The following is a 26,213-nucleotide window of genomic DNA, read 5'->3' on the forward strand; positions in this document are numbered from 1 at the left end:
ATGGTTGTTGAGATGAGCACTGGAATGATCCGCGGCCTGGGCACCGTCGTTGTCTTCATCGCCTTCGTCGGCCTGACCCTGTGGGTGTTCAACGGCAAGCGCAGCCCGGAATTCGCCGAAGCGCGCCTGCTGCCGTTCGCCGACGAGCCACAACCCGACATCACCGAAGATTCAGCAACAAGGAGTACCCGGCCATGACCACCTTCTGGAGTACGTGGATCTGCGTACTGACCATCGGCAGCCTGATCGGCCTGACCTGGCTGTTGATCGGCACCCGCAAGGGTGAAACCAAGGGCAGTGTCGACCAGACCATGGGCCACAGCTTCGACGGCATCGAGGAGTACGACAACCCGTTGCCGCAATGGTGGTTCATGCTGTTCGCCGGCACGCTGGTATTCGCCGTCGGCTACCTGATCCTCTATCCGGGCCTGGGCAACTGGAAAGGCATCCTGCCCGGCTACGAAAACGGTTGGACCGGCGTGCACGAATGGGAAAAGGAAATGGCCAAGGCTGACACGAAGTTCGGACCGATCTTCGCCAAGTTCGCGGCAATGCCGCTGGAAGAAGTCGCCAAAGACCCGCAAGCGCTGAAAATGGGCGGCCGCCTGTTTGCCTCCAACTGCTCGGTGTGTCACGGCTCGGACGCCAAGGGTGCATTCGGCTTCCCCAACCTGACCGACAGCGACTGGCGCTGGGGTGGCAACCCGGAAACCATCAAGACCACCATCATGGGTGGCCGGATGGCGATGATGCCGGCCTGGGGTGAAGTCCTGGGGGAGGATGGTGTGAAAAACGTCGCCGCTTATGTGCGCCATGGTCTGGCCGGCCTGCCCTTGCCTGCCGACAGCAAGGCCGACCTGCAAGCCGGACAACAAGCCTTCAGCACCACCTGCGTCGCCTGCCATGGCGCAAACGGCCAGGGCACCGAAGCCATGGGCGCGCCGAACCTGACGCACCCGGCCGGCTTCATCTACGGCACCAGCCTGACGCAGCTTGAACAGACGATTCGGCATGGCCGCCAGGGCCATATGCCGGCGCAAAACGAACTGCTCGGCAACGATAAGGTGCAATTGCTGGCCGCGTATGTGTACAGCCTCTCCCACGGTTTGAATACCGAGCGCTTACAGGCTGAAGACAACCGCGAATAAATCCCGACCGCTCTGCTGCCGCATTCTCCCGGATGCGGCAGTTCCCTGCCCCTTTGCGACGCATTGTCGCACCCTCTTTGACTCTTCCTTTCGGTTCCCCGGATTCAGGTCTAAGCTTCCCCCGATGCGGACTGGCCGGTGCCGGTTCCAGGTCGACCCTGAACGATGTGTTCGACGAATCTGCCCGATGACAGGCCGCAAAGGCTGGTAGATACCGGCTGTCGCGCCAATTGCCTTCGGTCAGCCAAACGTTGCGTTTGAACACACCTCGTTACATCCGACCTGACCCCCTCGCCTGATCAGTCCGCCAGGACGTTTTGCCCACGGGCAATTTTGTCCCTACGCGGCGCATGGAAAGGCCGCAGAATCAGCATTTGAAAGCATTGACCCAGGTCATGGCGCGTTGCAATGACCCCCTGCTTTCTCCATACTTGCGGCCGATTTTTAATCCTAATAAAACACCCAAACCGTGGAACCTTAGAATGAGCACAGCAATCAGTCCGACTGCTTATAACTATAAGGTAGTCCGCCAGTTCGCCATCATGACGGTGGTCTGGGGGATCCTTGGCATGGGGCTCGGTGTCTTCATCGCCTCACAGCTCGTATGGCCGGAATTGAACTTCGGTCTGCCGTGGACGACTTTTGGACGCTTACGCCCGTTGCACACCAACCTGGTGATTTTCGCCTTCGGTGGATGTGCACTGTTTGCCACTTCTTATTATGTCGTGCAGCGAACCTGCCAAACGCGACTGATTTCCGACAGCCTCGCCGCCTTCACCTTCTGGGGATGGCAAGCGGTGATCGTCGGCGCGATCATTACCTTGCCGATGGGTTTCACCACCACCAAGGAATACGCGGAACTGGAATGGCCCCTGGCTATTCTGCTGGCCATTGTCTGGGTCACCTACGGTCTGGTGTTCTTCGGCACCATCGTCAAGCGCAAGACCAAGCACATCTATGTGGGTAACTGGTTCTACGGCGCGTTCATCGTCGTGACCGCGATGCTGCACATCGTCAACCACATGTCGCTGCCGGTCAGCCTGTTCAAGTCGTACTCGGCCTACTCGGGCGCGACGGACGCGATGATCCAGTGGTGGTACGGCCACAACGCCGTAGGTTTCTTCCTGACCACCGGCTTCCTGGGGATGATGTACTACTTCGTGCCGAAACAGGCCGAGCGTCCGATCTACTCCTATCGCCTGTCGATCGTGCACTTCTGGGCACTGATCACCCTGTACATCTGGGCCGGTCCGCACCACCTGCACTACACCGCTCTGCCGGACTGGGCGCAGTCCCTGGGCATGGCGATGTCGATCATCCTGCTGGCTCCGAGCTGGGGCGGCATGATCAACGGCATGATGACCCTGTCGGGCGCCTGGCATAAGCTGCGCACCGACCCGATCCTGCGCTTCCTGGTGGTGTCCCTGGCGTTCTACGGCATGTCGACCTTCGAAGGTCCGATGATGGCGATCAAGACCGTCAACTCGCTGTCGCACTACACCGACTGGACCATCGGCCACGTACACGCCGGCGCTCTGGGCTGGGTGGCGATGATCTCGATCGGCGCCATCTACCACATGATCCCGAAACTGTTCGGTCGTGCGCAGATGCACAGCACCGGCCTGATCAACACCCACTTCTGGCTCGCGACCATCGGTACCGTGCTCTACATCGCTTCGATGTGGGTCAACGGCATTACCCAGGGCCTGATGTGGCGTGCAATCAACGACGACGGCACCCTCACCTACTCGTTCGTCGAAGCGCTGCAAGCCAGCCACCCTGGTTTCATCGTTCGCGCCCTGGGCGGTGCGTTCTTCGCCACCGGCATGTTGTTCATGGCCTACAACGTATTCCGTACCGTACGCGCCTCGAACCCGGCTGAAGCCGAAGCCGCCGCCAAGATTGCCGTAGTTGGAGCTCACTGATGAAGCATGAAGCAGTCGAGAAGAATATTGGCCTGCTGGCCTTCTTCATGGTCATCGCCGTCAGCGTCGGCGGCCTGACCCAGATCGTTCCGCTGTTTTTCCAGGATGTCACCAACAAGCCGGTCGAGGGCATGAAGCCCCGCACCGCCCTTGAACTGGAAGGCCGGGACATTTATATCGCCAACGGTTGTGTCGGCTGCCACTCGCAGATGATCCGTCCGTTCCGTGCTGAAACCGAACGCTACGGCCACTACTCGGTCGCCGGTGAAAGCGTCTGGGACCACCCGTTTCTGTGGGGTTCCAAGCGTACCGGTCCGGACCTGGCCCGTGTCGGCGGTCGCTACTCCGATGACTGGCAGCGTGCGCACTTGTACAACCCGCGCAACGTAGTGCCTGAGTCGAAAATGCCGGCCTACCCGTTCCTCGTGGAAAACAAGCTCGACGGCAAAGACACTGCGAAAAAAATGGAAGTCTTGCGCACGCTCGGCGTCCCTTACACCGACGAAGACATCGCCGGCGCCAAGGATGCTGTGAAGGGCAAAACCGAAATGGACGCGCTGGTGGCCTATCTGCAAGGCCTGGGCACCATCATCAAAAGCAAACGGTGAATTGGATGGATATCGGGATGATTCGTGGCCTAGGCACCGTTGTCGTGATGGTGGCCTTCATCGGACTGGCACTGTGGGTGTTCAGTCCCAAGCGCAAGTCGGAGTTTGAAGACGCGACCTTGCTGCCTTTCGCGGATGATCCCGAAGCCATCAAGCACGTCGAGCAAGCTTCTAGGAGTAACAAAGAATGACTACATTCTGGAGTCTGTACGTCACAGTCCTCAGTCTCGGTACGATCTTTTCCCTGACCTGGCTGCTGCTGTCGACCCGCAAGGGCCAGCGCGCAGAGCAGACGGACGAGACGGTCGGGCACGCCTTCGACGGGATCGAGGAGTACGACAACCCGCTGCCGAAATGGTGGTTCATGCTGTTCGTGGGCACCATCATCTTCGCACTGGGCTACCTGGCGCTGTATCCGGGCCTGGGTAACTGGAAAGGCCTGCTGCCGGGTTACGGCTACCTCGACAACGAGAAGCAGACCCCGTTCGCCAACGGCCAGACCGGCTGGACCGGCGTTCACGAGTGGGAAAAGGAAATGGCCAGGTCGGACGCCAAGTTCGGTCCGATCTTCGCCAAGTTCGCCGCCATGCCAATCGAAGAAGTGGCCAAGGACCCGCAAGCCCTGAAGATGGGTGCCCGCCTGTTCGCCTCCAACTGCTCGGTTTGCCATGGTTCCGACGCCAAGGGCGCCTATGGCTTCCCTAACCTGACCGACGCCGACTGGCGCTGGGGCGGCGAGCCGGCAACCATCAAGACCACCATCATGGGCGGCCGTCATGCCGTGATGCCGGCGTGGGCTGAAGTGATCGGCGAGCAAGGCGTGGCCGACGTGGCCGCGTTTGTCCTGACCAACCTCGATGGCCGCAAGCTGCCGGAAGGCACCAAGGCCGACCCGGTTGCCGGGCAGAAACTGTTCGCCACCAACTGCGTGGCGTGCCACGGTCCGGAAGGCAAAGGTACGCCAGCGATGGGCGCGCCTGACCTGACTCACCCGGCAGCGTTCATCTACGGTTCGAGCTTCGCTCAACTGCAGCAGACCATCCGTTACGGCCGTCAGGGCCAGATGCCTGCGCAAGAACAGCTGCAAGGCAACGACAAGGTTCACTTGCTGGCCGCTTACGTCTACAGCCTGTCTCATGGCGAGAAGGCAGCGGACGCCGAGTAAGGCAAACGCTTGATGCAATAAAAAACGGCCCCGCCAATGAGAGTTGGCGGGGCCTTTTTTTATGGTTCTTCACGCATTCCCGGGAACCTGTAGGAGCCAGCCTGCTGGCGATGGTCGTTAACGACAACGCGTGCTCTCTGGTTCAACGCGGCGCCCCTGACTCCATCGCCAGCAAGCTGGCTCCTACAGGTTGTTGCGTTGCCTGAAGACAACATCGACTTCAACGAATTGATTCCGCCCGCACCTGAAAACCGTCCATAATTCTCAAGTCAATTGATTCAAGTCATTACACCATCAATTGATTTTGCCAAACGTGACCAAAGGTCGCACCCGCAGCCCAGAGCGACAGGCGTATCATTGAGCCACTGCAACACCCCTTTTTGACCCCGGTCGGCATGTACTGACCGAGGCACTTTTCCACTGCCGTGGGATGCAATGATGAGCAACCAGATTCCGGTACACGACGTCACTCCACCCGCCAGGAACGCGAACAACAGCGTCGACCTCTACGCCTCCAGAGAAAAAATCTACACCCGCGCCTTCACCGGCCTGTTTCGCAATCTGCGGATGACCGGCGGTGCCCTGTTGTTCCTGCTGTACTTCGGCACGGTGTGGCTGAACTGGGGCGGTCATCAGGCGGTCTGGTGGAACCTGCCGGAGCGCAAGTTCTTCATTTTCGGCGCCACCTTCTGGCCTCAGGATTTCATCCTGCTGTCCGGCATGCTGATCATCGCTGCGTTCGGCCTGTTCTTCATCACCGTGTACGCCGGACGGGTCTGGTGCGGCTATACCTGCCCGCAAAGCGTCTGGACCTGGATCTTCATGTGGTGCGAAAAGGTCACCGAAGGTGACCGCAACCAACGCATCAAGCTCGACAAGGCGCCGATGAGCGCCAACAAGTTCCTGCGCAAGTTCAGCAAGCACAGCCTGTGGCTGTTGATCGGTTTCGTCACCGGCATGACCTTCGTCGGCTACTTCTCGCCGATCCGCGAACTGAGCATCGAATTCTTTACCGGCGAAGCCGATGGCTGGTCGTACTTCTGGGTCGGTTTCTTCACCCTCGCCACTTACGGCAACGCCGGCTGGTTGCGTGAACAGGTGTGCATCTACATGTGCCCGTACGCGCGCTTCCAGAGCGTGATGTTCGACAAGGACACGCTGATCGTTTCCTACGACCCGCGCCGTGGCGAAAGCCGTGGCCCGCGTAAAAAAGGCATCGACTACAAGGCTCAGGGCCTGGGTGACTGCATCGACTGCACCATGTGCGTCCAGGTCTGCCCGACCGGTATCGACATCCGTGACGGCCTGCAAATCGAATGCATCGGATGCGCCGCCTGCATCGATGCCTGCGACGCCGTCATGGACAAAATGGAATACCCGCGCGGGCTGATCAGCTACACCACCGAGCACAACCTGTCCGGGCAGAAAACCCATAAACTGCGTCCGCGCCTGATCGGCTATGCCATCGTGCTGCTGGCAATGATCAGCTTGCTGGTGACGGCATTCTTCATGCGTGCGCTGGTGGGCTTCGATGTCAGCAAAGACCGCGTGCTGTACCGCGAGAACGCCGAAGGCCGGATCGAAAACGTCTACAGCCTGAAAATCATGAACAAGGACCAGCGCGACCATACCTACCTGCTCGAAGCATCCGGCCTGCCGGATCTCAAATTGCAGGGCCGACGCGAGATCAAGGTCGCGGCCGGCGAGATCGTCAGCCAGCCTGCCGAACTGTCCGTCGCGCCGGAAAAACTGCCGTCGAGCACCAACGAGGTGAAATTCATCCTCAAGGATGCCGATGACGACAGCGTCCACATTGAAGCCAAGAGCCGGTTCATCGGCCCACAAATTCGTTGAGAGAACAGAACATGCCCGCAGCAACTGCCGCAAGTCCCTGGTACAAGCACCTCTGGCCGTGGATCATCATCGGGATCCTGGCCTGTTCGGTGACCTTGACCTTGTCCATGGTGACCATCGCGGTGAAGAACCCGGACAACCTGGTCAACGACAACTACTACGAGGCCGGCAAAGGCATCAACCGCTCCCTCGACCGTGAACTGCTGGCCCAGAACCTGAAAATGCGCGCCAGCGTTCATCTCGATGACGTGACCGGCGAAGTTGACTTGCGCCTGAGCGGCGACAGCCAGCCCAGGACCCTGGAGCTGAACCTGATCTCGCCGACCCAACCGGAAAAGGATCGCAAGATCACCCTGACCCGTAGCGAAACCGAACAGGGCCGCTACATCGGCCAGTTGAGCGACAAGGTCGAAGGCCGGCGTTTTGTCGAGTTGCTCGGCACTCAGGACGACCACATCTGGCGCATGTTCGAAGAAGAACCGGTCAGCCACGACAAGGATCTGCTGCTCGGTGATGAGCCGTTGCAAGGTGCCGAAGACCTGAAGAAATAACGCAGCGCTTCGCGCATCGCGAGCAAGCTCGCTCCCACAGTTGATCACCGCCATGCTCAGAACCTGAGTACACCAATGATCCCTGTGGGAGCGAGCTTGCTCGCGATGAGGCCCTACTTGACGACAGAGATCCTGCGGCATTAATGAAAATCCCATGACCACCCCACTCCCCTGCTACCACTGCGCCCTGCCCGTCCCGGCCGGCAGCCGCTTCACCGCCGCGGTCCTGGGGCAAACCCGCGAATTCTGCTGCCCGGGTTGCCAGGCCGTGGCCGAAGCCATTGTCGCCGGTGGTCTGGAAAACTATTACCAGCACCGCAGCGAAGCCTCGGCCAACCCCGAAACGCTACCCTTGCAACTGGTGGATGAACTGGCGCTGTACGACCGTGCCGATGTACAACAACCCTTCGTTCGCCACGAAGGCGAGCTCGCCGAAACCACACTCTTGATGGAAGGCATCAGCTGCGCAGCCTGCGGCTGGTTGATCGAGAAACACTTGCGCACCTTGCCGGCGGTGGCTGAAGCGCGCCTGAACCTGTCCAACCATCGCCTGCACGTACGCTGGACCGATGCGCAATTACCGCTGAGCCAGGTCCTCAGCGAACTGCGCCAGATCGGTTATGCCGCACACCCGTATCAGGCCGACCGCGCCAGCGAACAACTGGCCAGCGAAAACCGCCTAGCCCTGCGCCAGCTCGGCGTGGCCGGGCTGCTGTGGTTCCAGGCGATGATGGCAACCATGGCCACCTGGCCTGAATTCAACATCGACCTCAGCCCCGAGTTGCACACCATCCTGCGCTGGGTCGCGCTGTTCCTCACCACCCCGATCGTGTTCTACAGCTGTGCGCCATTCTTCAAAGGCGCCATGCGCGATCTGCGCACCCGCCACCTGACCATGGACGTTTCCGTGTCACTGGCCATCGGCAGTGCCTACGTTGCCGGGATCTGGACTTCGATCACCGGGGTCGGCGAACTGTATTTCGATGCCGTTGGCATGTTTGCCCTGTTTCTGCTGGCCGGGCGTTATCTGGAACGGCGCGCCCGCGAGCGTACGGCCGCCGCGACTGCGCAACTGGTCAACCTGTTGCCCGCCTCGTGCCTGCGCTTGACGCCTGACGGCCAGAGCGAACGCATTCTGCTCAGTGAACTGCGTGTCGGCGATCAGGTGCTGGTGCATCCGGGCGCCATTCTTCCGGCTGACGGCAAGATCCTCGACGGTCAGTCGAGTGTCGACGAGTCGCTGCTGACCGGCGAATACCTGCCGCAACCCCGCACCCTCGGCGATGCGGTCACTGCCGGCACCCTGAACGTCGAAGGCGCACTGACTGTCGAGGTCCAGGCCCTGGGCCAGGACACTCGCCTCTCGGCCATCGTTCGCCTGCTCGATCGTGCCCAGGCCGAAAAGCCGCGCCTGGCGGAAATCGCCGACCGCGCCGCACAATGGTTCCTGCTGTTTTCGCTGATCGCTGCCGCCGCGATTGGCCTGCTGTGGTGGCAACTGGACGCCTCGCGAGCGTTCTGGATCGTGCTGGCGATGCTCGTGGCGACGTGCCCGTGTGCATTGTCGCTGGCGACGCCGACCGCGCTCACCGCCGCCACCGGCACTTTGCACAAACTCGGCCTGCTGCTGACGCGCGGCCATGTGCTGGAAGGCCTGAACCAGATCGACACGGTGATTTTCGACAAAACCGGCACCCTCACCGAAGGGCGCCTGGCGCTGCGTTCGATCCGCCCCCTCGGCGCGCTCGACAACGACCAATGCCTGAGCCTCGCCGCCGCCCTGGAAAATCGCTCCGAACACCCGATCGCCCGGGCTTTCGGACGCGCGCCAATGGCAGCCGAGGAAGTCCACAGTACCCCGGGGCTTGGCCTTGAGGGGCTGGTGGATGGGCGACGCCTGCGCATCGGCCAACCGCGATTCGTCTGCGAACTCAGTGGCGCCGTGGTGCCGCCGATGCCCGAAGAAGCCGGCCAATGGCTGCTGCTGGGCGACGGCCAGGGACCGCTGGCCTGGCTCGTCCTCGATGATCGCTTGCGTGCCGATGCGCCCGAGCTGCTGGCCGCGTGCAGGGCGCGTGGCTGGCGCACGCTGTTGTTATCCGGCGACAGCTCGCCGATGGTCGCCAGTGTGGCGGCGGAACTGGGCATCGATGAAGCCCGCGGCGGCTTGCGTCCGGACGATAAGCTGCAAGTCCTGCAACAACTGCACAAAGAAGGTCGCAAGGTGTTGATGCTGGGGGACGGGGTCAATGACGTGCCAGTGCTGGCGGCTGCGGATATCAGCGTCGCCATGGGCTCGGCCACCGATCTGGCGAAAACCAGTGCCGATGCCGTGCTGCTGTCCAACCGCCTCGACGCCCTGGTGCAAGCCTTCAGCCTGGCACGACGCACCCGTCGGGTCATTATCGAGAACCTGTTGTGGGCCGGGCTGTACAATGGCCTCATGCTGCCCTTCGCCGCCCTCGGCTGGATCACCCCGGTGTGGGCGGCGGTGGGCATGTCGATCAGTTCGTTGACCGTGGTGTTGAACGCCCTGCGCCTGACTCGAATGCCGAGCGCGCCCGCCCTCTCCACCACGCCAGAAACCCGCCCGCTGCCGGCCTGAGCCGCGCGGGCATGGAGTCCAGATGCCAGCTCTTTACGTGATGATTCCCGCTGCGCTGCTGATCGTGGCCATCGCCGTCTATATCTTCTTCTGGGCGGTGGACAGCGGTCAGTACGACGACCTCGACGGCCCGGCCCACAGCATCCTGTTCGACGACCAGGACCCGAACCACACCGCCGGCGTCGATGAGGCCAGCGGCCAACCGGCCAAGCCGCAAGACAAGGCACCGCCCCATGCTTGAATTGGCGCCACTGCTGGTGTCTGCGGTGATCCTCGGCTTGCTCGGCGGCGGCCACTGCCTGGGCATGTGCGGCGGCTTGATGGGCGCGCTGACCCTGGCGATTCCCAAGGAACAACGCAGCCGCCGCTTTCGCCTGCTGCTGGCCTACAACCTGGGACGGATTCTGAGCTATGCCTGCGCCGGGCTGCTGATCGGCCTGGCCGGATGGGCCGTGGCCAGCAGCCCGGCGGCGATGTTCCTGCGCATCCTCGCCGGCTTACTGCTGATTGCCATGGGCCTGTACCTGGCCGGCTGGTGGAGCGGCCTGACCCGTATCGAAAGCCTCGGTCGAGGCTTGTGGCGGCATATCCAGCCAGTCGCCAACCGCTTGCTGCCGGTGTCGAGCGTTCCGCGCGCGCTGCTGTTGGGCGCACTCTGGGGCTGGCTGCCGTGCGGCCTGGTTTACAGCACCTTGCTATGGTCGGCCAGTCAGGGCAACGCGCTGGACAGCGCATTGTTGATGCTCGCGTTCGGGCTCGGCACCTGGCCGGTGCTGCTGGCGACTGGCCTCGCCGCCGAGCGCATCACCGCACTGTTGCGCAAGCGCAGCGTACGGATGGCGGGCGGCTTGTTGGTGATGTTGTTCGGCATCTGGACCTTGCCGGGGCCGCATCAGCATTGGCTCATGGGGCACTAGATCGGCGGCACCCCTGTAGCAGCTGCCGAGCCTGCGAGGCTGCGTTCGGCGGCGCAGCCGTCGTGAAATCAGACTGTGCGGTGTTTCAGGTGAATTTGGTGCTCAGGGTTTACGACGGCTGCGCCGCCGAACGCAGCCTCGCAGGCTCGGCAGCTGCTACAGGGTGATTGATGCAAATCAAGATGCCCCGACCCGCCCTCGCATAAAGTGGCTGACACTGCCAGCCTATCCGGGGGAATGCCCGCATGATGCTCGACGCCATTCGTTGGGACACCGATCTGATCCGCCGTTACGACCTGGCGGGACCACGCTACACCTCGTACCCGACTGCCGTGCAATTCAACAGCCAGGTCGGCACCTTTGACCTGTTCCATGCCCTGCGCGACAGCCGCAAGGCCCAACGCCCGTTGTCGCTGTACGTGCACGTGCCGTTCTGCGCGAACATTTGCTATTACTGCGCCTGCAACAAGGTCATCACCAAGGATCGCGGCCGGGCGCAGCCCTATTTGCAGCGCCTGGAACAGGAAATCCAGTTGATTGCCTGCCATCTCGACCCCACGCAGAAAGTCGAGCAACTGCACTTCGGTGGCGGCACGCCCACCTTTCTCAGCCACGACGAGCTGCGCCAATTGATGGCGCACTTGCGCAAACACTTCAATTTGCTGGACGACGACTCCGGCGACTACGGCATCGAGATAGACCCGCGCGAGGCCGACTGGTCGACCATGGGCCTGCTGCGCGAACTGGGTTTCAATCGGGTCAGCATCGGCCTGCAAGACCTTGACCCGGCGGTCCAGCGAGCGGTCAATCGCCTGCAAAGCCTGGAAGAAACCCGCGCGGTGATCGACGCCGCCCGCACTTTGCAGTTTCGCTCGATCAATATCGACCTGATCTACGGCCTGCCAAAACAGACGCCGGAAAATTTCGCCCGCACCGTCGAAGAGGTCATCCACCTGCAACCGGACAGGTTATCGGTGTTCAACTACGCCCACTTGCCGGAACGCTTCATGCCGCAGCGGCGCATCAACAGCAATGAACTGCCGACACCCGCGCAGAAGCTGGAAATGCTCCACCGCACCATTGAGCAACTGATCAACGCCGGCTACCGCTACATCGGCATGGACCACTTCGCCCTGCCCGACGATGAGCTGGCGATTGCCCAGGAAGAGTCAACCCTGCAACGCAACTTCCAGGGCTACACCACCCACGGTCATTGCGATCTGATCGGCCTCGGCGTCTCGGCGATCAGCCAGATCGGCGACCTTTACTGCCAGAACAGCAGCGACTTGAACCAGTATCAGAACGCGCTCGCAGCGTCGCAGCTGGCCACCAGTCGCGGCCTGCTGTGCAATGCCGACGACCGCCTGCGGCGCGCGGTCATTGCGCAATTGATCTGCACCTTCAGCCTGGAATTTTCCGACATCGAACAGGTATTCAACATCGATTTTCAGGGCTATTTCGGTGAGCTCTGGCCCCAACTGCAAGACATGGCCAACGACGGGCTGATCGAGCTCGACCGCGAACGGATCACCATCCTGCCCGCCGGGCGATTGTTGGTACGCTCGGTGTGCATGGTCTTCGACGCGTATCTGGAACAACACAGCCGCCAGCGCTTTTCCCGGGTGATCTAGGCCACTGCGACAAAGCGCCACGGACTGGTCTCAATCTCCTCGGGTGAGTTACCCTTACATCTTATGTGTGTTTTCCCACAAGGATTGAAGAAATGTCCGAGCCAGTAAAACTGCGCGCTCATAATCAAGCCCATTGCAAGGATTGCAGCCTGGCCCCTCTTTGCCTGCCACTTTCGTTGAATCTGGAAGACATGGATGCGCTGGACGAAATCGTCAAACGTGGCCGGCCGCTGAAAAAAGGCGAATTTCTGTTCCGCCAGGGCGATACCTTCGATTCTGTTTACGCAGTCCGTTCTGGTGCTCTCAAGACCTTCGGCCTGAGCGATACCGGCGAAGAACAGCTCACCGGCTTTCACCTGCCCAGCGAACTGGTCGGCCTGTCGGGTATGGACACCGAAAAGCATCCGGTGTCGGCGCAAGCCCTGGAAACCACTTCAGTGTGTGAGATCCCCTTTGAACGCCTCGACGAACTGGCCCTGCAACTGCCGCAGTTGCGCCGTCAGTTGATGCGCGTGATGAGCCGCGAAATTCGCGATGACCAGCAGATGATGCTGCTGTTGTCGAAAAAGACCGCCGACGAACGCATCGCCACCTTCCTGGTCAACCTGTCGGCACGCTTCCGCGCCCGGGGTTTTTCCGCCAATCAGTTCCGCCTGAGCATGTCGCGCAACGAAATCGGCAACTACCTGGGCCTGGCGGTGGAAACCGTGTCTCGCGTCTTTACGCGCTTCCAGCAAAACGAACTGATCGCGGCAGAAGGCAAGGAAATCCGGATTATCGACCCGATCCAGCTGTGCGCCCTGGCCGGTGGCTCACTGGAAAGCTGAAACAAACCGTTGCGGCTGAGCGAAACGGTTCAGCCGCCGTTATACTTTGTCGTTTGCAGCCCTGCCAGGATTCTTCGACTATGGCCTTCGACTCCTTCGACATCAAATCCCTCATCCGCCCTGTCATCGACTTCCCGAAACCGGGCGTGATCTTTCGCGACATCACCCCGCTCTTCCAGTCGCCCACGGCCCTGCGCCTGGTGATGGACAGCTTCGCCCATCGTTATGTCGAGGCTGACTTCACCCATATCGGCGCCATGGACGCCCGCGGCTTCCTGATCGGTTCGGTACTGGCCTATCAGTTGAACAAACCGCTGGTGCTGTTCCGCAAGCAGGGCAAGCTGCCGGCCGAAGTGCTGGCCGAGGGCTATGCGACCGAATACGGCGAAGCCTTCCTGGAAGTACACGCCGACAGCTTGTGCGAAGGCGATTCGGTGGTGATGTTCGATGACCTGATCGCCACCGGCGGTACCCTGATTGCCGCCGCCAACCTGATCCGCCGCATGGGCGCGCGGGTGCATGAAGCGGCCGCGATCATCGACCTGCCGGAGCTGGGTGGTTCGCAGCGTCTGGAAGATATGGGCATTCCTACGTTCTGCCTGACGCAGTTTGCGCTGACCGATAAATAAGCGGCGCCTGTCAGACCGCCATCGCGAGCAAGCTCGCTCCCACATTCGACCGCATTCTGTCAGGAAGAATGCAATCCACTGTAGGAGCGAGCCTGCTCGCGATGGCGTCAGCCGCCGCACCGCCGATTACAGCCCCATCTGCTTACTGATGATCTCGTTCATCACTTCCCGCGTCCCGCCACCAATCGACAGAATCCGGTTGTCGCGGTACAGCCGCTCCACCAGACTTTCTCGCATGTAACCCAGCCCACCCAATATCTGCACCGCATCGTTAACGATCCGGTCTGCCGTATCCGTCGCAAAATTCTTGGCCATGGAAATTTCCTTGATCACGCTCTGCCCCGCCGCCATTTTCGCGGCCTGGCGGTAAGTGAACTCCCGGGACACTTCCAGCGCGGTCGCCATCTCGGCGAGGCGATGCCTGATCACCTGAAACTTGCCGATCGGCTTGCCAAAGGCTTCGCGCTGGCGCGCCCATTTCAGGCTCTCCTCCAGCGCAAGTTGTGCGGTCATGTTGGCCATCAACGCCAAGGCCAGGCGTTCGCTCTGGAAATTGCCCATGATGCAGGCAAAGCCCATGTTCTCGGCGCCGATCAGATTTCCTGCGGGCACCCGGCAATCATCGAAGAACAGTTCAGCCGTGTCTGATGCCCACCAACCCATTTTCTTCAGCTGCCGTCCTACGGTGAAACCGGGCGTGCCCTTCTCGATCAACAACAGGCTGATACCCGCGAAACCCGGCTCGCCGGTTCGCACCGCGACGGTATAGAAATCCGCGCGCACGCCGCTGGTGATGAAGGTTTTGCTGCCACTGACCCGATAGAAATCGCCATCGCGCACTGCACGGGTTTGCAGGTTGGCGACGTCAGATCCACCGCCAGGCTCGGTGATGGCCAGGGCGCTGATCTTCTCTCCCGACAGCACCTGGGGCAGCACCCGATCTCGCACTTCGGGCCGGGCCCACTTGAGAATGGGCGGCAAGCCGATATCCAGCGAGCCCAGACCGGCAACCAGCCCGCCTGAGCCGCAGCGCATCAACTCTTCACTGGCGGCAACCTTGGCGAACAGGTCCCCTTCATGGCTGCCCCCGTAAGCCTCTGGGTACCCAATGCCGAGAATCCCCGCTGCACCGGCCTTGAGGTAGAGCTCGCGAGGAAAGCTTTCGGCTTCTTCCCACTGCTCGATATCAGGAAGAATCTCGCGTTCGACGAAACGTCTGACGCTGTCACGGACCAATTGGTGGCTGGGGTCGAAGTATTCCTGAAAGGCAGACATCGGCGAGCTCCACTGAAGGGGTCAGTGAAGTTAACCGAGCGCTTGCTTGGTTTTCAACAGGATTGTGTCATTCAGACGGACCGCGTCGCCTGCATCGCGAGCAAGCTCGCTCCCACAGGGTAGTGCGGCGTACATAAATCCAATGTGGGAGCGAGCTTGCTCGCGATGGCGTCAGCATGGACACCACATGAACTCAGAGCGAAATAGGCTTACGCCCGGCAAACGAATGCGCCAGCGTCCCGCCATCCACCAGCTCCAGCTCACCACCGAGCGGTACGCCGTGGGCGATGCGCGAGGCGATCAGGCCTTTGTTGCTGAGCAACTGGGCGATGTAGTGTGCGGTGGCCTCACCTTCCACGGTCGGGTTGGTGGCCAGGATGACTTCGGTGAAGGTACCCGCCTCTTCGATTCGCGCCATCAATTGCGGAATGCCGATGGCTTCCGGGCCCAAACCGTCGAGCGGCGACAGATGCCCCTTGAGCACGAAATAGCGACCGCGGAAACCGGTCTGCTCCACCGCATAGACGTCCATCGGCCCTTCCACCACGCAAAGCAAGGTGTCGTCGCGACGGGTATCGGCGCATTGCGGGCAAAGATCATCTTCAGTCAGCGTACGGCACAAACGGCAGTGGCCGACCCCTTCCATCGCCTGGCTCAGGGCCAGTGCCAGTCGTGAGCCGCCGCTGCGGTCACGCTCGAGCAACTGCAACGCCATGCGCTGGGCGGTTTTCTGACCCACGCCGGGCAAAATTCGCAGGGCGTCGATCAGTTGGCGAATCAAAGGGCTGAAGCTCATGATGGAAAAGTCCGACAAAACAACGAGACGCGGTTTATACCCGCGCCTCGGTTGAGCGTCAAATTGCAGCGTCAATTACTCAGTCCCGGGAAACCCGAACCACCAGTTTGCCGAAGTTGCGTCCCTCCAGCAGGCCGATGAACGCATCGGGCGCCTGCTCCAGGCCATCGACCACGTCCTCGCGGAACTTCACCTTGCCATCGCGTACCCACGGCGCCATGGCACTGAGGAATTCCGGCTGGCGATCACCATAGTCATCAAACACGATAAAGCCCTGGATGCGCACCCGCTTGGTCAACAGGGTGCGTTGCAACAGTGGCAGACGATCCGGCCCGCTCGGCGCTTCATGGGCGTTATAGGAGGCAATCAGGCCGCACAGTGGAACCCGCGCCTTGGGGTTGAGCAACGGCACCACGGCGTCGAACACCTTGCCACCGACGTTTTCATAATAAATGTCGATGCCCTTGGGACAGGCCTGCGCCAGCTCATCAGCAAAGTCCGGGCTCCTGTGGTCGATGCAGGCATCGAAGCCCAGCTCTTCGACGACATAACGGCACTTGTTCGCACCACCCGCCACACCGACCACGCGCAAGCCCTTGATCTTCGCCACCTGGCCGACCACCGAACCCACCGCGCCGGACGCCGCTGCAACCACCAGGGTCTCGCCGGCCTTGGGTTGGCCGATATCCATCAGCCCCATGTACGCGGTCATGCCCGGCATGCCCAGCACCCCGAGGGCCATCGACGCACTTGACAACCCCGACGGCACCGGGATGATGCTGCGCCCGTCATTGATACTGTGGCTTTGCCAACCGGTGGCACCGACCACCAGATCACCTTCCTGAAATTTCGGATTGAGCGAGCGCTCGACCCGGCTGACAGCGCCCCCGGTCATGACTTCGCCGATTTCCACCGGTGCGGCGTAGGAAGGTGCGTCACTCATGCGTCCGCGCATGTAGGGATCCAGTGACAGGAAAACGGTCTTGAGCAGCACCTGACCGTCGGTCAGATCCGGCAACGCTACCCGCTCCATGCGGAAGTTTTCCGGCGTCGGCGCGCCGACCGGGCGTGAAGCCAGGACAATGCGTTGATTGAGGGGCATGGGGTCGGACATGGCAGCGTCTCCTGTGAGCGATGGGGTTCGGTGATATAGGGAGCAGACCTTTGTGGCGGTATGGCGTTCGATGTGTTTTCAGTTGTACCGGGGCGACTTCATCGCGAGCAAGCTCGCTCCCACAGGGGGGGCGTCGTACACAAATCCAGTGTGGGAGCGGGCTTGCTCGCGAAGGCGACTTCACAGGCACCGCATCCCTGTCAGCCAGAAACAAAAATGCCAAGCGCAATGCCTGGCATTTTTTGTAGCTCATCTGCCGCCTGATGGCGAATCAGAATGGCAGTTTCATGCCCGGTGGCATTTGCATGCCGGCGGTCATGCTGCCCATTTTTTCCTGGCTGTTGGCTTCGATCTTGCGCACGGCATCGTTGACCGCGGATGCAATGACCGCTTCCAGCATTTCCTTGTCGTCTTCGCTCATGCCTTCGACCAGGCTCGGGTCGATGGTCACGCTCTTGACGTCATGACGACCGGTCATCACCACGGTGACCATATCGCCACCGGCCTTACCGGTGACTTCGGCGTTGGCCAGCTCTTCCTGCATCTTGGCCATTTTTTCCTGCATCTGCTGCGCCTGCTTCATCAGGCCGGCCATGCCACCTTTCATCATGGTAATCACCTCAAAAGTACTTGGATCAAAACAGCGCCCGGCGGAGTGTAGCCGAGCGCCTTCAGTTATTAGCCCTGAGTGACCAGGGCGTCGACAGGTTCAATAGTATCGTTACGGACCACCGCACCGAACTGCTGCATCATTTGCTGGATGAACGGATCGCCGTGGATCGATTCCTCCGCCTCGCGCTGACGGTTGGCGCGGCGGCGCGAAGCCGCTTGTGCCGGGGTTTCCTGCTCGGGCTTGATCAGCTCGATGCTCAGGGTCAGCGTGCGCTGGTGATACTGGTTCAGCGCATCGTTGAGGCGACGCTGTTGAGTGGCGTTGAACAAGGCACTGTGGGCCGGGTCCAGGTGCATCAGCCAATTGTCGCCATCCACCGCAATCAGCGTGCAGTTGGCGGCGATGCTGCCGGTCATGCCGGAGATCGGCAATTTCGGGAACAGCTCCAGCCATTGCAGGGCCAGACCGGTGGCCGGCATTGCCGCGGGCTCAGGCTCTGGCTCCGGAGCAGGCTCGGCGGCATGCTCGCTGGCCAACTCGTCGAGGTAACTGTAGGCCGAATCCATGTCCGGCTCGATGTAATCCTCGTCCAGCGGCGGCTCGTCATCCAGGTCCATGCCCGGCGTCGCGGCATCGACGTCGGCCACCGAAGGTTCAGGGATCGGCGCGGCAGCCCATTCCGGGGCGTCCGGCACCACGCTGTCCGGCGTCGGCAACGGCATCGGCGGTAAATCGGGTTGTTCGCTGGCGGTTTCCAGCACCGGCTCCACCGCCGGTTGCTGAACGGGCGCCGGCTCGACCGGGTCATTCCACGGCAGGTCGACAACCTCTTCGACCACGACCGCCTCAACCACAGGCGCAGGCTCTGGCACAACGACCGGCGCTACCGGTGCAGGTGCAGGAGCCGCCACTGGCGCAGCCGCCATCGGTGCAACGGCCGCAGCGACTACCGGCGCAACAACCGGCGCGGCAGCCACTGAGTTTGCGGAATCAACTGTGGCCTGGCTGATCCCCACTGGCTTTAGCGGTTGCCTTGGGGCATCCGCGGTGTCTGCGGGCCGGAACGCCAGCATCCGCAGCAACACCATTTCAAAACCGCCCCGGGGATCCGGCGCCAGCGGCAAGTCGCGGCGGCCGATCAGGCCCATCTGATAGTAGAACTGCACGTCTTCGGCCGGCAAGGCCCGGGCCAGTGCCAGCACGCGATCACGGTCGCCGTGACCGTTATCGACACCTTCCGGCAAGGCCTGGGCGATGGCAACGCGGTGCAGCACATTGAGAATTTCCGAAAGTACGCCGTTCCAGTCCGGGCCTTGTTCGGCCAGGTGGCGGACGGCTTCGAGCAACGTCCTGGCATCGCCTTCGATCAGCGCATGCAGGACGTCGTAGACCTGCCCGTGATCGAGGGTCCCGAGCATCGCCCGCACGTCGGCGGCCATGACTTTGCCCTCACCGAAGGCAATCGCCTGGTCGGTCAGGCTCATGGCATCCCGCATCGACCCGTCGGCGGCACGGCCCAGCAGCCACAGCGCATCGTCTTCGAACGGCACGTTCTCGACACCCAGCACGTGGGTCAAGTGCTCGACGACGCGCTCGGGCGTCATGTTCTTCAGGGAGAACTGCAGGCACCGCGACAGAATCGTTGCAGGAAGTTTCTGCGGGTCGGTCGTGGCCAGGATGAACTTGACGTAGGGTGGCGGCTCTTCGAGGGTTTTGAGCAGTGCATTGAAGGAATGGCTGGAGAGCATGTGCACTTCGTCGATCAGGTAGACCTTGAAGCGCCCACGGCTCGGGGCGTACTGCACATTGTCGAGCAACTCGCGAGTGTCTTCGACCTTGGTGCGGCTCGCGGCGTCGATCTCGATCAGGTCGACAAAGCGGCCCTCGTCGATTTCGCGGCACACCGAGCATTCGCCACAGGGGGTCGAAGTGATACCTGTCTCACAGTTCAGGCATTTGGCAATGATCCGCGCGATGGTGGTCTTGCCGACCCCCCGGGTACCGGTAAACAGGTACGCGTGGTGCAGCCGCTGGCTGTCCAAGGCATTGATCAGAGCCTTGAGCACATGGGTCTGGCCGACCATTTCGCGGAACGAGCGCGGACGCCATTTACGTGCAAGAACCTGATAACTCATCGAAAACCGTCGCAGCGAAGGAAGCAGAAGCGGCTAATGCTAGCGGAGCAAGGCACAAATTGCATCCGGTGCGCTCGTGTATTCTGGCTAAGCTGCACATCGCAGGCATTTAATGGAGTGTTTATGCGGCTGGCCTTGGGGGTATTGCTGTTGATCAGCCTGGACAGCGTGGCCGCGCAAGCTCCGCTGCGCTTCGTGATATCCGACAGCTGGACCATGCCCATGGTGCAGCTTGAAGGAGGCAAACCGACCCAAGGCATTCTGTATGACGTGATGCTCAGTCTCGCGACTCAGGTCGGCGTACCGGCCGAATTCCATGTGTTGCCCCGCGGGCGGGTGGAAAACGCCATGGAACAAGGCGAGGTCAATATCCGCTGTTATGCCGCGCAATCGTGGCTGCCCCGTCAGTCCGACGACTACCTCTGGAGCATCCCGCTCTTTACCCAGCCCGACCTGCTGATCACCCCGAATGCGCACCCCGCTGCAGTGAATCCGGCGGAGTTGCCACAACAGTCCATCGGCACCGTGCTGGGCTACAGCTACCCGGCCCTGCAACCGCTGTTCGACACCGATCAACTGCATCGCGACGACGCACGCAATCAGGAACTGGTGCTGGAAAAGCTCCTCGCCGGCCGCAACCGCTATGCCGTCAGCAATCAATGGAGCCTGGACTGGTTCAATCTGCGCCTGCTGCCGGAGCAACAGTTGCACAGCGTGGCCGTGCTGCAGGAGCAGAATGTCGGCTGCTACGTGCGCAACGACCCGCAAGTGCCGGTACAGAGCATTCTGCGCACCCTGGTGCGGATGAAGATGTCCGGGGAGATCGATAAGATTGTCCGGTTGTATACCGGTGGCGAGCCGGCGGCTGTGGATAAATCGGAAACGACAAAAAACCGCCCCGGACAAGTTCCTGGCAGCTAGCGAAAGTTTTTTCGGAAAAATAACGCGAGAGAACACTCGCGTGGCGTTAAGGTGGTAACCCCACCAGCCACACCCCGGCACACAATGTCACCGCTGCGGCTGCTCCTGACCTGACGACCATGTAAGGGCGCCAGCCAACACCCGAAAACTAAAACAAGAATGGAACAAGCCGATAACGAACACCCTGCATATACTCTCGATATAATGGATCAAGAGAAAGATGCGCCTCTTCTCGAAATATTCGCGCGACCAGAAAACCGATAGTTCCCACATAGATAGCTATATTAGCCAGCGATGTATTTGCCAATACATAGCCCGTAAATGTCAGACAATAACTAGCATAGATAGGATGACGCACCACGCGATACATCCACGCAGTCTTGATAACCCGCTTTGCGGCAACGAGCGCAAAGCTACGGTTTAGAGAAAGTACACCCAGCACCTGAATGATCGTTCCCACAACTATCAGAAAACTTGCCCACGGGAGTACCCCCCAAGCCTCCGGCCGGAAAAACAATGGGGTAAAAGTCCCCCCTGCCGCCATCAACCAGTCGAGCGGAATGAGCGAAACCGTCTTTGGCTCGCTTCGAAAAATGTACAAAACTGCTGTCAGCGTCTCGGAGAGACAGAACAAAAGCATCGTCAGTTGATGCGTTTCTAGAAATCGGACCAAATGAACATAAGCAAAAACACTCCACACCCCCGCCAGGATAACTCCGCTATAAAATCCGACCCATCTCGACTGCAGCACTGCAGACAATGAACTCATGCCAGAAACTCCTGTCCGAAAAGTAACCAAAATCCGTTTTGAGGCGCCTTGATTTGCCCCCCCCCTTACCCACTGACATTGTCGACACCGTGATTGCGTCATCACTGATCATCACAGCCTAGCCAAAAATCAGACTTCAAGCTCCATCTTGAAAACACTCTGATAGCAAGACTGAGATCCGTCCCCGCCTGACTCTGCGACAAGACAAAACTCCGACACTCTCACGACTTCTGGAAAAACGCACGTCTGCCTTGATGCCTTGGAAGTATTATCCCTTACAACTTGATAGAATTAAGCATCTATCCATAATAACCAATAGGACCAAATAGCTATCTGCGCAAATATCGAATCCTCATAACAACATGCCCAACTATTCGATTTGCCTATTGTGATGACTCCGTTAAGCCCAAAAAATCAGCAGGACATTGCTCCTGATCGGGCCAGCACACGTAGCCAACAGGACCACGGTGAGCTTGGCATATCCCTCGACTGGCTCACGGCGCACTTAATACGAAGTAGTTTGCCAACCTGGGCCAGCAGCGAGAAGGTGCGCAGAGATGCCACAGCAAGGAAACTGGAGAGCGCAGCAAGGTTTTGAAGAGTGCAAACGTAAAGCCTGCGCGTCTCGTATGGCGCACCACTTCGGCGTACCTGAACGCTGTCACACTTCGAGATTTTTTTGCAGACAAATCCTTGTAGACCCAAGGATTCAGAGATAGGTGGCGACCCCACCAGCCACACCCCGGCACACAATGTCACCGCTGCGGCTGCTCCCTTCCAGGCCTGACCGGGTTCACGGCTGATCGTTGCGGGGGGACCGATGGGGTCACCATAACGACGCTCACCTGTCGGCGAGCCGCGCCATTGTACCTATCTGAGGCGAAGTTACAACCGTTGGTTTCGGATTAAAAATATGAAGGGGTTCAAGCACTTGCTATTGCGCCTGTAGCACCTCGTCCGCCCTGCCGCCCTCCTGCTGAATCACCAGGTGAATAAAGTGCAGCCGGGCAATCACCGCCGGCGGCAGGACGAACGGATAGAAATCCGGCTGCCCCATGCTGCGTGACAGTTCATTGAGCATGCCGGCCAGTTCGATCCACGCATTGACGAACGACAGAAAAGCCGCGCCGCCGGGATGCAGTGGATCGTAGAGGGTATCCAGCGCAAACGGCTGATAGTCGAAGTCCCATTCCCGGGCACTCATGCCAAATCCCAACGCGGTGTCCACCGCATCCATCATGTGCAGGTAATGCGCCCAGGTTTCCGCCCAGTCTTCCCATGGGTGCATGGTCGCGTAGGCGCTGACGTAGTGCTGCTGCCAGCCGAGCGGTGCGCCCTGCTGATAATGTCGCTCGAGGGCATCGGCATAGCTGGCGCGCTCATCGCCAAACAATCCACGAAACGGCTCAAGCCAATGGCTGTTGGCGATCAATCGATCCCAATAGTAATGCCCGACCTCGTGACGGAAATGCCCGAGCAGCGTGCGATAGGGCTCGCGCATTTGCACCCGCACCTGCTCGCGATGGGCATCGTCTGCCTCCTTGATATCGAGGGTGATCAGGCCATTGGCGTGGCCGGTGGTCGGCAGCTTGCCCTCAAGGTCGACGCCGATGAAATCGAACGCAAGGCCGGTTTCTTCATCCACGCTTTTCGGGATGACGGGCAATCCAAGGCTGACCAGTTGCGCCACCAAGCGACGTTTGGCGGTTTCCACCTTGCGCCAGCGTTCGTGATTGTCCGTGATCGACAGGTCGGGAATCGTGCGATTCAAGCTACAAGCCATGCACAAGGTTTCGTGATGACTGGCCGGGAGCAGCCAATTACACGCTGCAGGTGAATCGAGATTGGCGCAGCGGCGGAACGCACCCGCCTCCGGATCGGCGTCGAGCAACCAGGTGTCGGGGCGCTCGCCCGGTTGCAGCGAAGACAAACGGCTTTGCTCAGACTGATATCCAAGGGCTGCCGAACACGCCAGGCATTGGCTGTTGCGAAAGAACAGCGACTGCCCGCAACGACAGCACCAGACCTTGCTGTTGCGCGAGCTTTCGCCCATGAACGGTGCGGCAATGCGCGAACTGAGCTGTTCGAAGAAACGGTACATGGCGATCTCTCCCGGTGGCTTGCAGAGACTAGATCATGACCGTGACGTGATCGTTCCCGCTTTCTGCCGGGGTGCTGAAATCGCCTTCGCGAGCAAGCCCGCTCCCACCTTTAACCGGGTTCTTCCTGCGGGAATCCGATCGAATGTGGGAGCGGGCTTGCTCGCGAATGGCTTCACACCGAAATATCGTGCTCGCGCAGAAACTCGACAAACGCTTCTTCATCCAGCACCTTCAGGCCCAACTCATTGGCCTTGGTCAACTTGGAGCCCGCGCCGGGCCCGGCCACCACGCAATGAGTCTTGGCTGACACGGAGCCAGCGACCTTGGCCCCCAGGCTTTCGAGTTTTTCCTTGGCGATATCGCGACTCATCAGCTCCAGCGAGCCGGTCAGCACCCAGGTCTGCCCGGCCAGCGGCAAGCCTTCGACGACCTTCTTCTCGCTCTGCCAGTGCATGCCGAAATCGGCCAGTTGCTTCTCGGCCGCTTCGGCCAATTGGCGATTGGCCTCGACCGCGAAGAACTCACGCACCGAATTGGCTTGTTTCTCCGGCAGCGCCTGGCGCATATCGAGCCAGTCAGCGCCGATCACCGCCTGCAGCGAGCCGAACTTGTCTGCCAGCTTCTGCGCCCCGCCCGGACCGACCGACGGAATATGCAGCTTGTCGAGGAAACCGCCGAGCGTGGTGCTCGCCGAAAACTCGGCACCCAACTCGCCCTGATCCTGAATCTGCATGCCATGCCTGAGCAAATCAGCGATCACCTGCTGGTTATGTGCGTCTTCAAAGAAGCTGTGGATCTCGTACGCGACTTCCAGGCCAACATCCGGCAAGTACGTCAGCACCTGCGGCAAGGCCTGTTGCACCCGTTCCAGCGAACCCAGGGAGCGGGCCAGAACCTTGGCAGTCTCCTCGCCGACATCGGGAATCCCGAGGGCGTAGATGAACCGCGCCAGGCCCGGTTTCTTGCTGTCTTCGATGGCGCCGAGCAGGTTCTTGCTCGACAGTTCGGCAAAGCCTTCCAGATCGACGATCTGCTCGAACGTCAGGGCGTACAGATCGGCCGGCGAACTCACCAGGCCTTCGTCGACCAGTTGCTCGACGCTTTTCTCCCCCAGGCCTTCGATGTCCATGGCACGACGGGAAACGAAGTGAATGATTGCCTGCTTGAGTTGCGCGCCACAGGCCAGGCGACCGACGCAGCGGTACACCGCGCCTTCGCTGACCGTCTCACGGCCCTTGCTGCGCTTGATCAGTTGCGTGCGCTCGACATGGGAGCCGCACACCGGGCACTGCTCGGGAATCTGCACCGGCCGGGCGTTTTCCGGACGACGCTCCATGACCACTTGCACCACTTGCGGAATCACGTCACCGGCGCGGCGGATGATTACCGTGTCGCCGATCATCAAGCCCAGGCGCGCCACTTCATCCATGTTGTGCAGCGTGGCGTTGGCCACCGTGACACCCGCGACCTTGACCGGTTTCAGGCGCGCCACGGGCGTCACCGCCCCGGTGCGGCCGACCTGGAATTCCACATCGAGCAGTTCGGTGAGTTCTTCCATCGCCGGGAATTTGTGGGCGATGGCCCAACGCGGCTCACGGGCTCGGAAACCCAGTTCGCGCTGGGAGGCAATACTGTTGACCTTGAACACCACGCCGTCGATTTCATACGGCAGCGCGTTGCGCCGCTCACCGATGTCGCGGTAGTAATCCAGGCACTCGGCGATACCGTACGCCAGTTTCAGCTCATGACTGATCGGCATGCCCCAGGCTTTGAGCTGCTGCAAATTGCCGATGTGCGTATCGGCAATGTCCGCCGACACCTGGCCGATGCCGTAGCAGCAGAACTCCAGCGGACGATTGGCGGTGATCTTCGAATCCAGCTGCCGCAAACTGCCTGCCGCGGCGTTGCGCGGGTTGGCGAAGGTCTTGCCGCCGACTTCCAGTTGCGTGGCGTTGAGCCGCTCGAAGCCGGCCTTGGACATGAACACTTCGCCGCGCACCTCCAGGGTCGCCGGCCAGCCAGTGCCGTGCAGCTTGAGCGGAATATTGCGTACGGTGCGCACGTTGACGCTGATGTCTTCGCCAGTCGTGCCGTCGCCGCGCGTGGCGCCGCGTACCAGTACGCCATCCTGATACAGCAGGCTGACCGCCAGGCCATCGAGCTTGGGTTCACAGCTGTATTCGACTGTTGCGCCGCCCCCGAACAGGTCGCCGGCCGGCAGGTCCAGACCTTCGGTCACCCGGCGGTCGAACTCGCGCATGTCGGTTTCTTCGAAGGCGTTGCCGAGGCTGAGCATCGGCACTTCGTGACGCACCTGGGTAAACGCCGACAGCGCCGCGCTGCCCACTCGCTGGGTCGGTGAATCGCTGGTGATCAGTTCGGGATTGGCCGCCTCAAGGGCCTTGAGCTCGTTGAACAAGCGGTCGTATTCGGCGTCCGGAATGCTCGGTTCGTCCAGCACGTGATAACGATAGTTGTGCTGATCGAGTTCAGCGCGCAGCTCTAAAATACGGTTCTTGGCGGCGGTCATGGGTGTTCTCTCGTAAAGCAAAAGAGCAGCCGAGGCTGCTCTATCTCATCTCATTAAGATCAAGAGATCGCAGCCTCGTTTCACTCGACAGCTCCTAC

The 26,213-nt window shown here is 60.6% G+C and carries 23 protein-coding genes and 1 other RNA gene; 15 read left to right on the top strand and 9 right to left on the bottom strand.

The window, feature by feature from the left end; all coding sequences use genetic code 11:
* The 14 genes from ACEN8Z_RS22510 (at position 1) to ACEN8Z_RS22575 (ending at position 13,860) form a co-directional block, all read left to right on the top strand.
* Positions 1 to 198 (top strand): cbb3-type cytochrome oxidase subunit 3, encoded by a 198-nt coding sequence (locus tag ACEN8Z_RS22510; protein WP_007987242.1) that lies wholly within the window; start codon positions 1 to 3, stop codon positions 196 to 198.
* The gene (gene ccoP / locus ACEN8Z_RS22515; RefSeq protein WP_442098500.1) at positions 195 to 1,148 is read left to right on the top strand and encodes a cytochrome-c oxidase, cbb3-type subunit III; all 954 of its coding nucleotides are present in this window, start codon (positions 195 to 197) and stop codon (positions 1,146 to 1,148) included. Before ACEN8Z_RS22510 ends, ccoP (ACEN8Z_RS22515) begins: the two co-directional genes overlap by 4 nt.
* 482 nt (positions 1,149 to 1,630) lie before the next feature.
* Complete coding sequence (gene ccoN, locus ACEN8Z_RS22520) at positions 1,631 to 3,073, top strand: cytochrome-c oxidase, cbb3-type subunit I (protein ID WP_116261734.1); 1,443 nt, start codon at positions 1,631 to 1,633, stop codon at positions 3,071 to 3,073.
* The gene (gene ccoO, locus ACEN8Z_RS22525; RefSeq protein ID WP_010456412.1) at positions 3,073 to 3,681 is read left to right on the top strand and encodes a cytochrome-c oxidase, cbb3-type subunit II; all 609 of its coding nucleotides are present in this window, start codon (positions 3,073 to 3,075) and stop codon (positions 3,679 to 3,681) included. Before ccoN ends, ccoO begins: the two co-directional genes overlap by 1 nt.
* 5 nt (positions 3,682 to 3,686) lie before the next feature.
* Complete coding sequence (locus ACEN8Z_RS22530; protein ID WP_003175465.1) at positions 3,687 to 3,872, top strand: CcoQ/FixQ family Cbb3-type cytochrome c oxidase assembly chaperone; 186 nt, start codon at positions 3,687 to 3,689, stop codon at positions 3,870 to 3,872.
* Positions 3,869 to 4,846, top strand: a complete 978-nt coding sequence (gene ccoP, locus ACEN8Z_RS22535; RefSeq protein WP_495595725.1) for a cytochrome-c oxidase, cbb3-type subunit III — start codon at positions 3,869 to 3,871, stop codon at positions 4,844 to 4,846. Before ACEN8Z_RS22530 ends, ccoP (ACEN8Z_RS22535) begins: the two co-directional genes overlap by 4 nt.
* 438 nt (positions 4,847 to 5,284) lie before the next feature.
* Entirely contained in the window at positions 5,285 to 6,700 is a 1,416-nt protein-coding gene (ccoG, locus tag ACEN8Z_RS22540) for a cytochrome c oxidase accessory protein CcoG (protein WP_495595726.1), read from the top strand.
* 11 nt (positions 6,701 to 6,711) lie between these two features.
* Positions 6,712 to 7,251 (top strand): FixH family protein, encoded by a 540-nt coding sequence (locus ACEN8Z_RS22545; protein ID WP_310063064.1) that lies wholly within the window; start codon positions 6,712 to 6,714, stop codon positions 7,249 to 7,251.
* Between the two features lie 154 nt (positions 7,252 to 7,405).
* On the top strand, positions 7,406 to 9,856 hold the full coding sequence (locus ACEN8Z_RS22550) for a heavy metal translocating P-type ATPase (protein WP_495595727.1): 2,451 nt from the start codon (positions 7,406 to 7,408) through the stop codon (positions 9,854 to 9,856).
* 22 nt (positions 9,857 to 9,878) lie between these two features.
* The gene (gene ccoS, locus ACEN8Z_RS22555) at positions 9,879 to 10,097 is read left to right on the top strand and encodes a cbb3-type cytochrome oxidase assembly protein CcoS (RefSeq protein WP_495595728.1); all 219 of its coding nucleotides are present in this window, start codon (positions 9,879 to 9,881) and stop codon (positions 10,095 to 10,097) included.
* Complete coding sequence (locus ACEN8Z_RS22560; protein WP_103394973.1) at positions 10,090 to 10,773, top strand: sulfite exporter TauE/SafE family protein; 684 nt, start codon at positions 10,090 to 10,092, stop codon at positions 10,771 to 10,773. The genes ccoS and ACEN8Z_RS22560 overlap by 8 nt, the downstream gene beginning before the upstream one ends.
* Positions 10,774 to 11,021: 248 nt before the next feature.
* Complete coding sequence (gene hemN / locus ACEN8Z_RS22565; protein ID WP_495598180.1) at positions 11,022 to 12,404, top strand: oxygen-independent coproporphyrinogen III oxidase; 1,383 nt, start codon at positions 11,022 to 11,024, stop codon at positions 12,402 to 12,404.
* Positions 12,405 to 12,496: 92 nt separating this feature from the next.
* Entirely contained in the window at positions 12,497 to 13,231 is a 735-nt protein-coding gene (fnr, locus tag ACEN8Z_RS22570; RefSeq protein ID WP_310063058.1) for a fumarate/nitrate reduction transcriptional regulator Fnr, read from the top strand.
* Between the two features lie 80 nt (positions 13,232 to 13,311).
* Complete coding sequence (locus ACEN8Z_RS22575) at positions 13,312 to 13,860, top strand: adenine phosphoribosyltransferase (protein WP_085716790.1); 549 nt, start codon at positions 13,312 to 13,314, stop codon at positions 13,858 to 13,860.
* Between the two features lie 126 nt (positions 13,861 to 13,986).
* On the opposite strand, the gene ACEN8Z_RS22580 is transcribed toward ACEN8Z_RS22575, so the two are convergent.
* The 5 genes from ACEN8Z_RS22580 to dnaX form a co-directional block, all read right to left on the bottom strand.
* Entirely contained in the window at positions 13,987 to 15,135 is a 1,149-nt protein-coding gene (locus ACEN8Z_RS22580) for an acyl-CoA dehydrogenase family protein (RefSeq protein ID WP_108232015.1), read from the bottom strand.
* Between the two features lie 193 nt (positions 15,136 to 15,328).
* On the bottom strand, positions 15,329 to 15,931 hold the full coding sequence (gene recR, locus ACEN8Z_RS22585) for a recombination mediator RecR (protein ID WP_007995809.1): 603 nt from the start codon (positions 15,929 to 15,931) through the stop codon (positions 15,329 to 15,331).
* Between the two features lie 79 nt (positions 15,932 to 16,010).
* On the bottom strand, positions 16,011 to 17,045 hold the full coding sequence (gene curA, locus ACEN8Z_RS22590; protein WP_495595729.1) for an NADPH-dependent curcumin/dihydrocurcumin reductase: 1,035 nt from the start codon (positions 17,043 to 17,045) through the stop codon (positions 16,011 to 16,013).
* 271 nt (positions 17,046 to 17,316) lie between these two features.
* On the bottom strand, positions 17,317 to 17,655 hold the full coding sequence (locus ACEN8Z_RS22595; protein ID WP_495595730.1) for a YbaB/EbfC family nucleoid-associated protein: 339 nt from the start codon (positions 17,653 to 17,655) through the stop codon (positions 17,317 to 17,319).
* Between the two features lie 68 nt (positions 17,656 to 17,723).
* Complete coding sequence (gene dnaX / locus ACEN8Z_RS22600) at positions 17,724 to 19,793, bottom strand: DNA polymerase III subunit gamma/tau (protein ID WP_495595731.1); 2,070 nt, start codon at positions 19,791 to 19,793, stop codon at positions 17,724 to 17,726.
* Between the two features lie 123 nt (positions 19,794 to 19,916).
* On the opposite strand from dnaX, the gene ACEN8Z_RS22605 reads away from it, so the two are divergent.
* Positions 19,917 to 20,714 carry a substrate-binding periplasmic protein gene (locus ACEN8Z_RS22605; RefSeq protein WP_495595732.1) on the top strand — a complete coding sequence of 266 codons (798 nt, stop codon included), beginning with the start codon at positions 19,917 to 19,919 and terminating at the stop codon, positions 20,712 to 20,714.
* Positions 20,715 to 20,862: 148 nt separating this feature from the next.
* On the opposite strand, the gene ACEN8Z_RS22610 is transcribed toward ACEN8Z_RS22605, so the two are convergent.
* From ACEN8Z_RS22610 to ligA, 4 genes are all read right to left on the bottom strand, one after another.
* A complete protein-coding gene (locus ACEN8Z_RS22610; protein WP_495595733.1) occupies positions 20,863 to 21,483 on the bottom strand; it encodes a methyltransferase family protein in 621 nt (206 codons plus the stop codon).
* A 726-nt stretch (positions 21,484 to 22,209) separates the two neighbouring features.
* Positions 22,210 to 22,306, bottom strand: an RNA gene (gene ffs / locus ACEN8Z_RS22615) — signal recognition particle sRNA small type.
* 111 nt (positions 22,307 to 22,417) lie between these two features.
* A complete protein-coding gene (locus ACEN8Z_RS22620; protein WP_495595734.1) occupies positions 22,418 to 23,584 on the bottom strand; it encodes a zinc-binding metallopeptidase family protein in 1,167 nt (388 codons plus the stop codon).
* 173 nt (positions 23,585 to 23,757) lie between these two features.
* Complete coding sequence (gene ligA / locus ACEN8Z_RS22625) at positions 23,758 to 26,115, bottom strand: NAD-dependent DNA ligase LigA (RefSeq protein WP_495595735.1); 2,358 nt, start codon at positions 26,113 to 26,115, stop codon at positions 23,758 to 23,760.
* Between the last annotated feature and the right edge of the window lie 98 nt (positions 26,116 to 26,213).

Source organism: Pseudomonas sp. Pseusp10 (genome assembly GCF_059492225.1).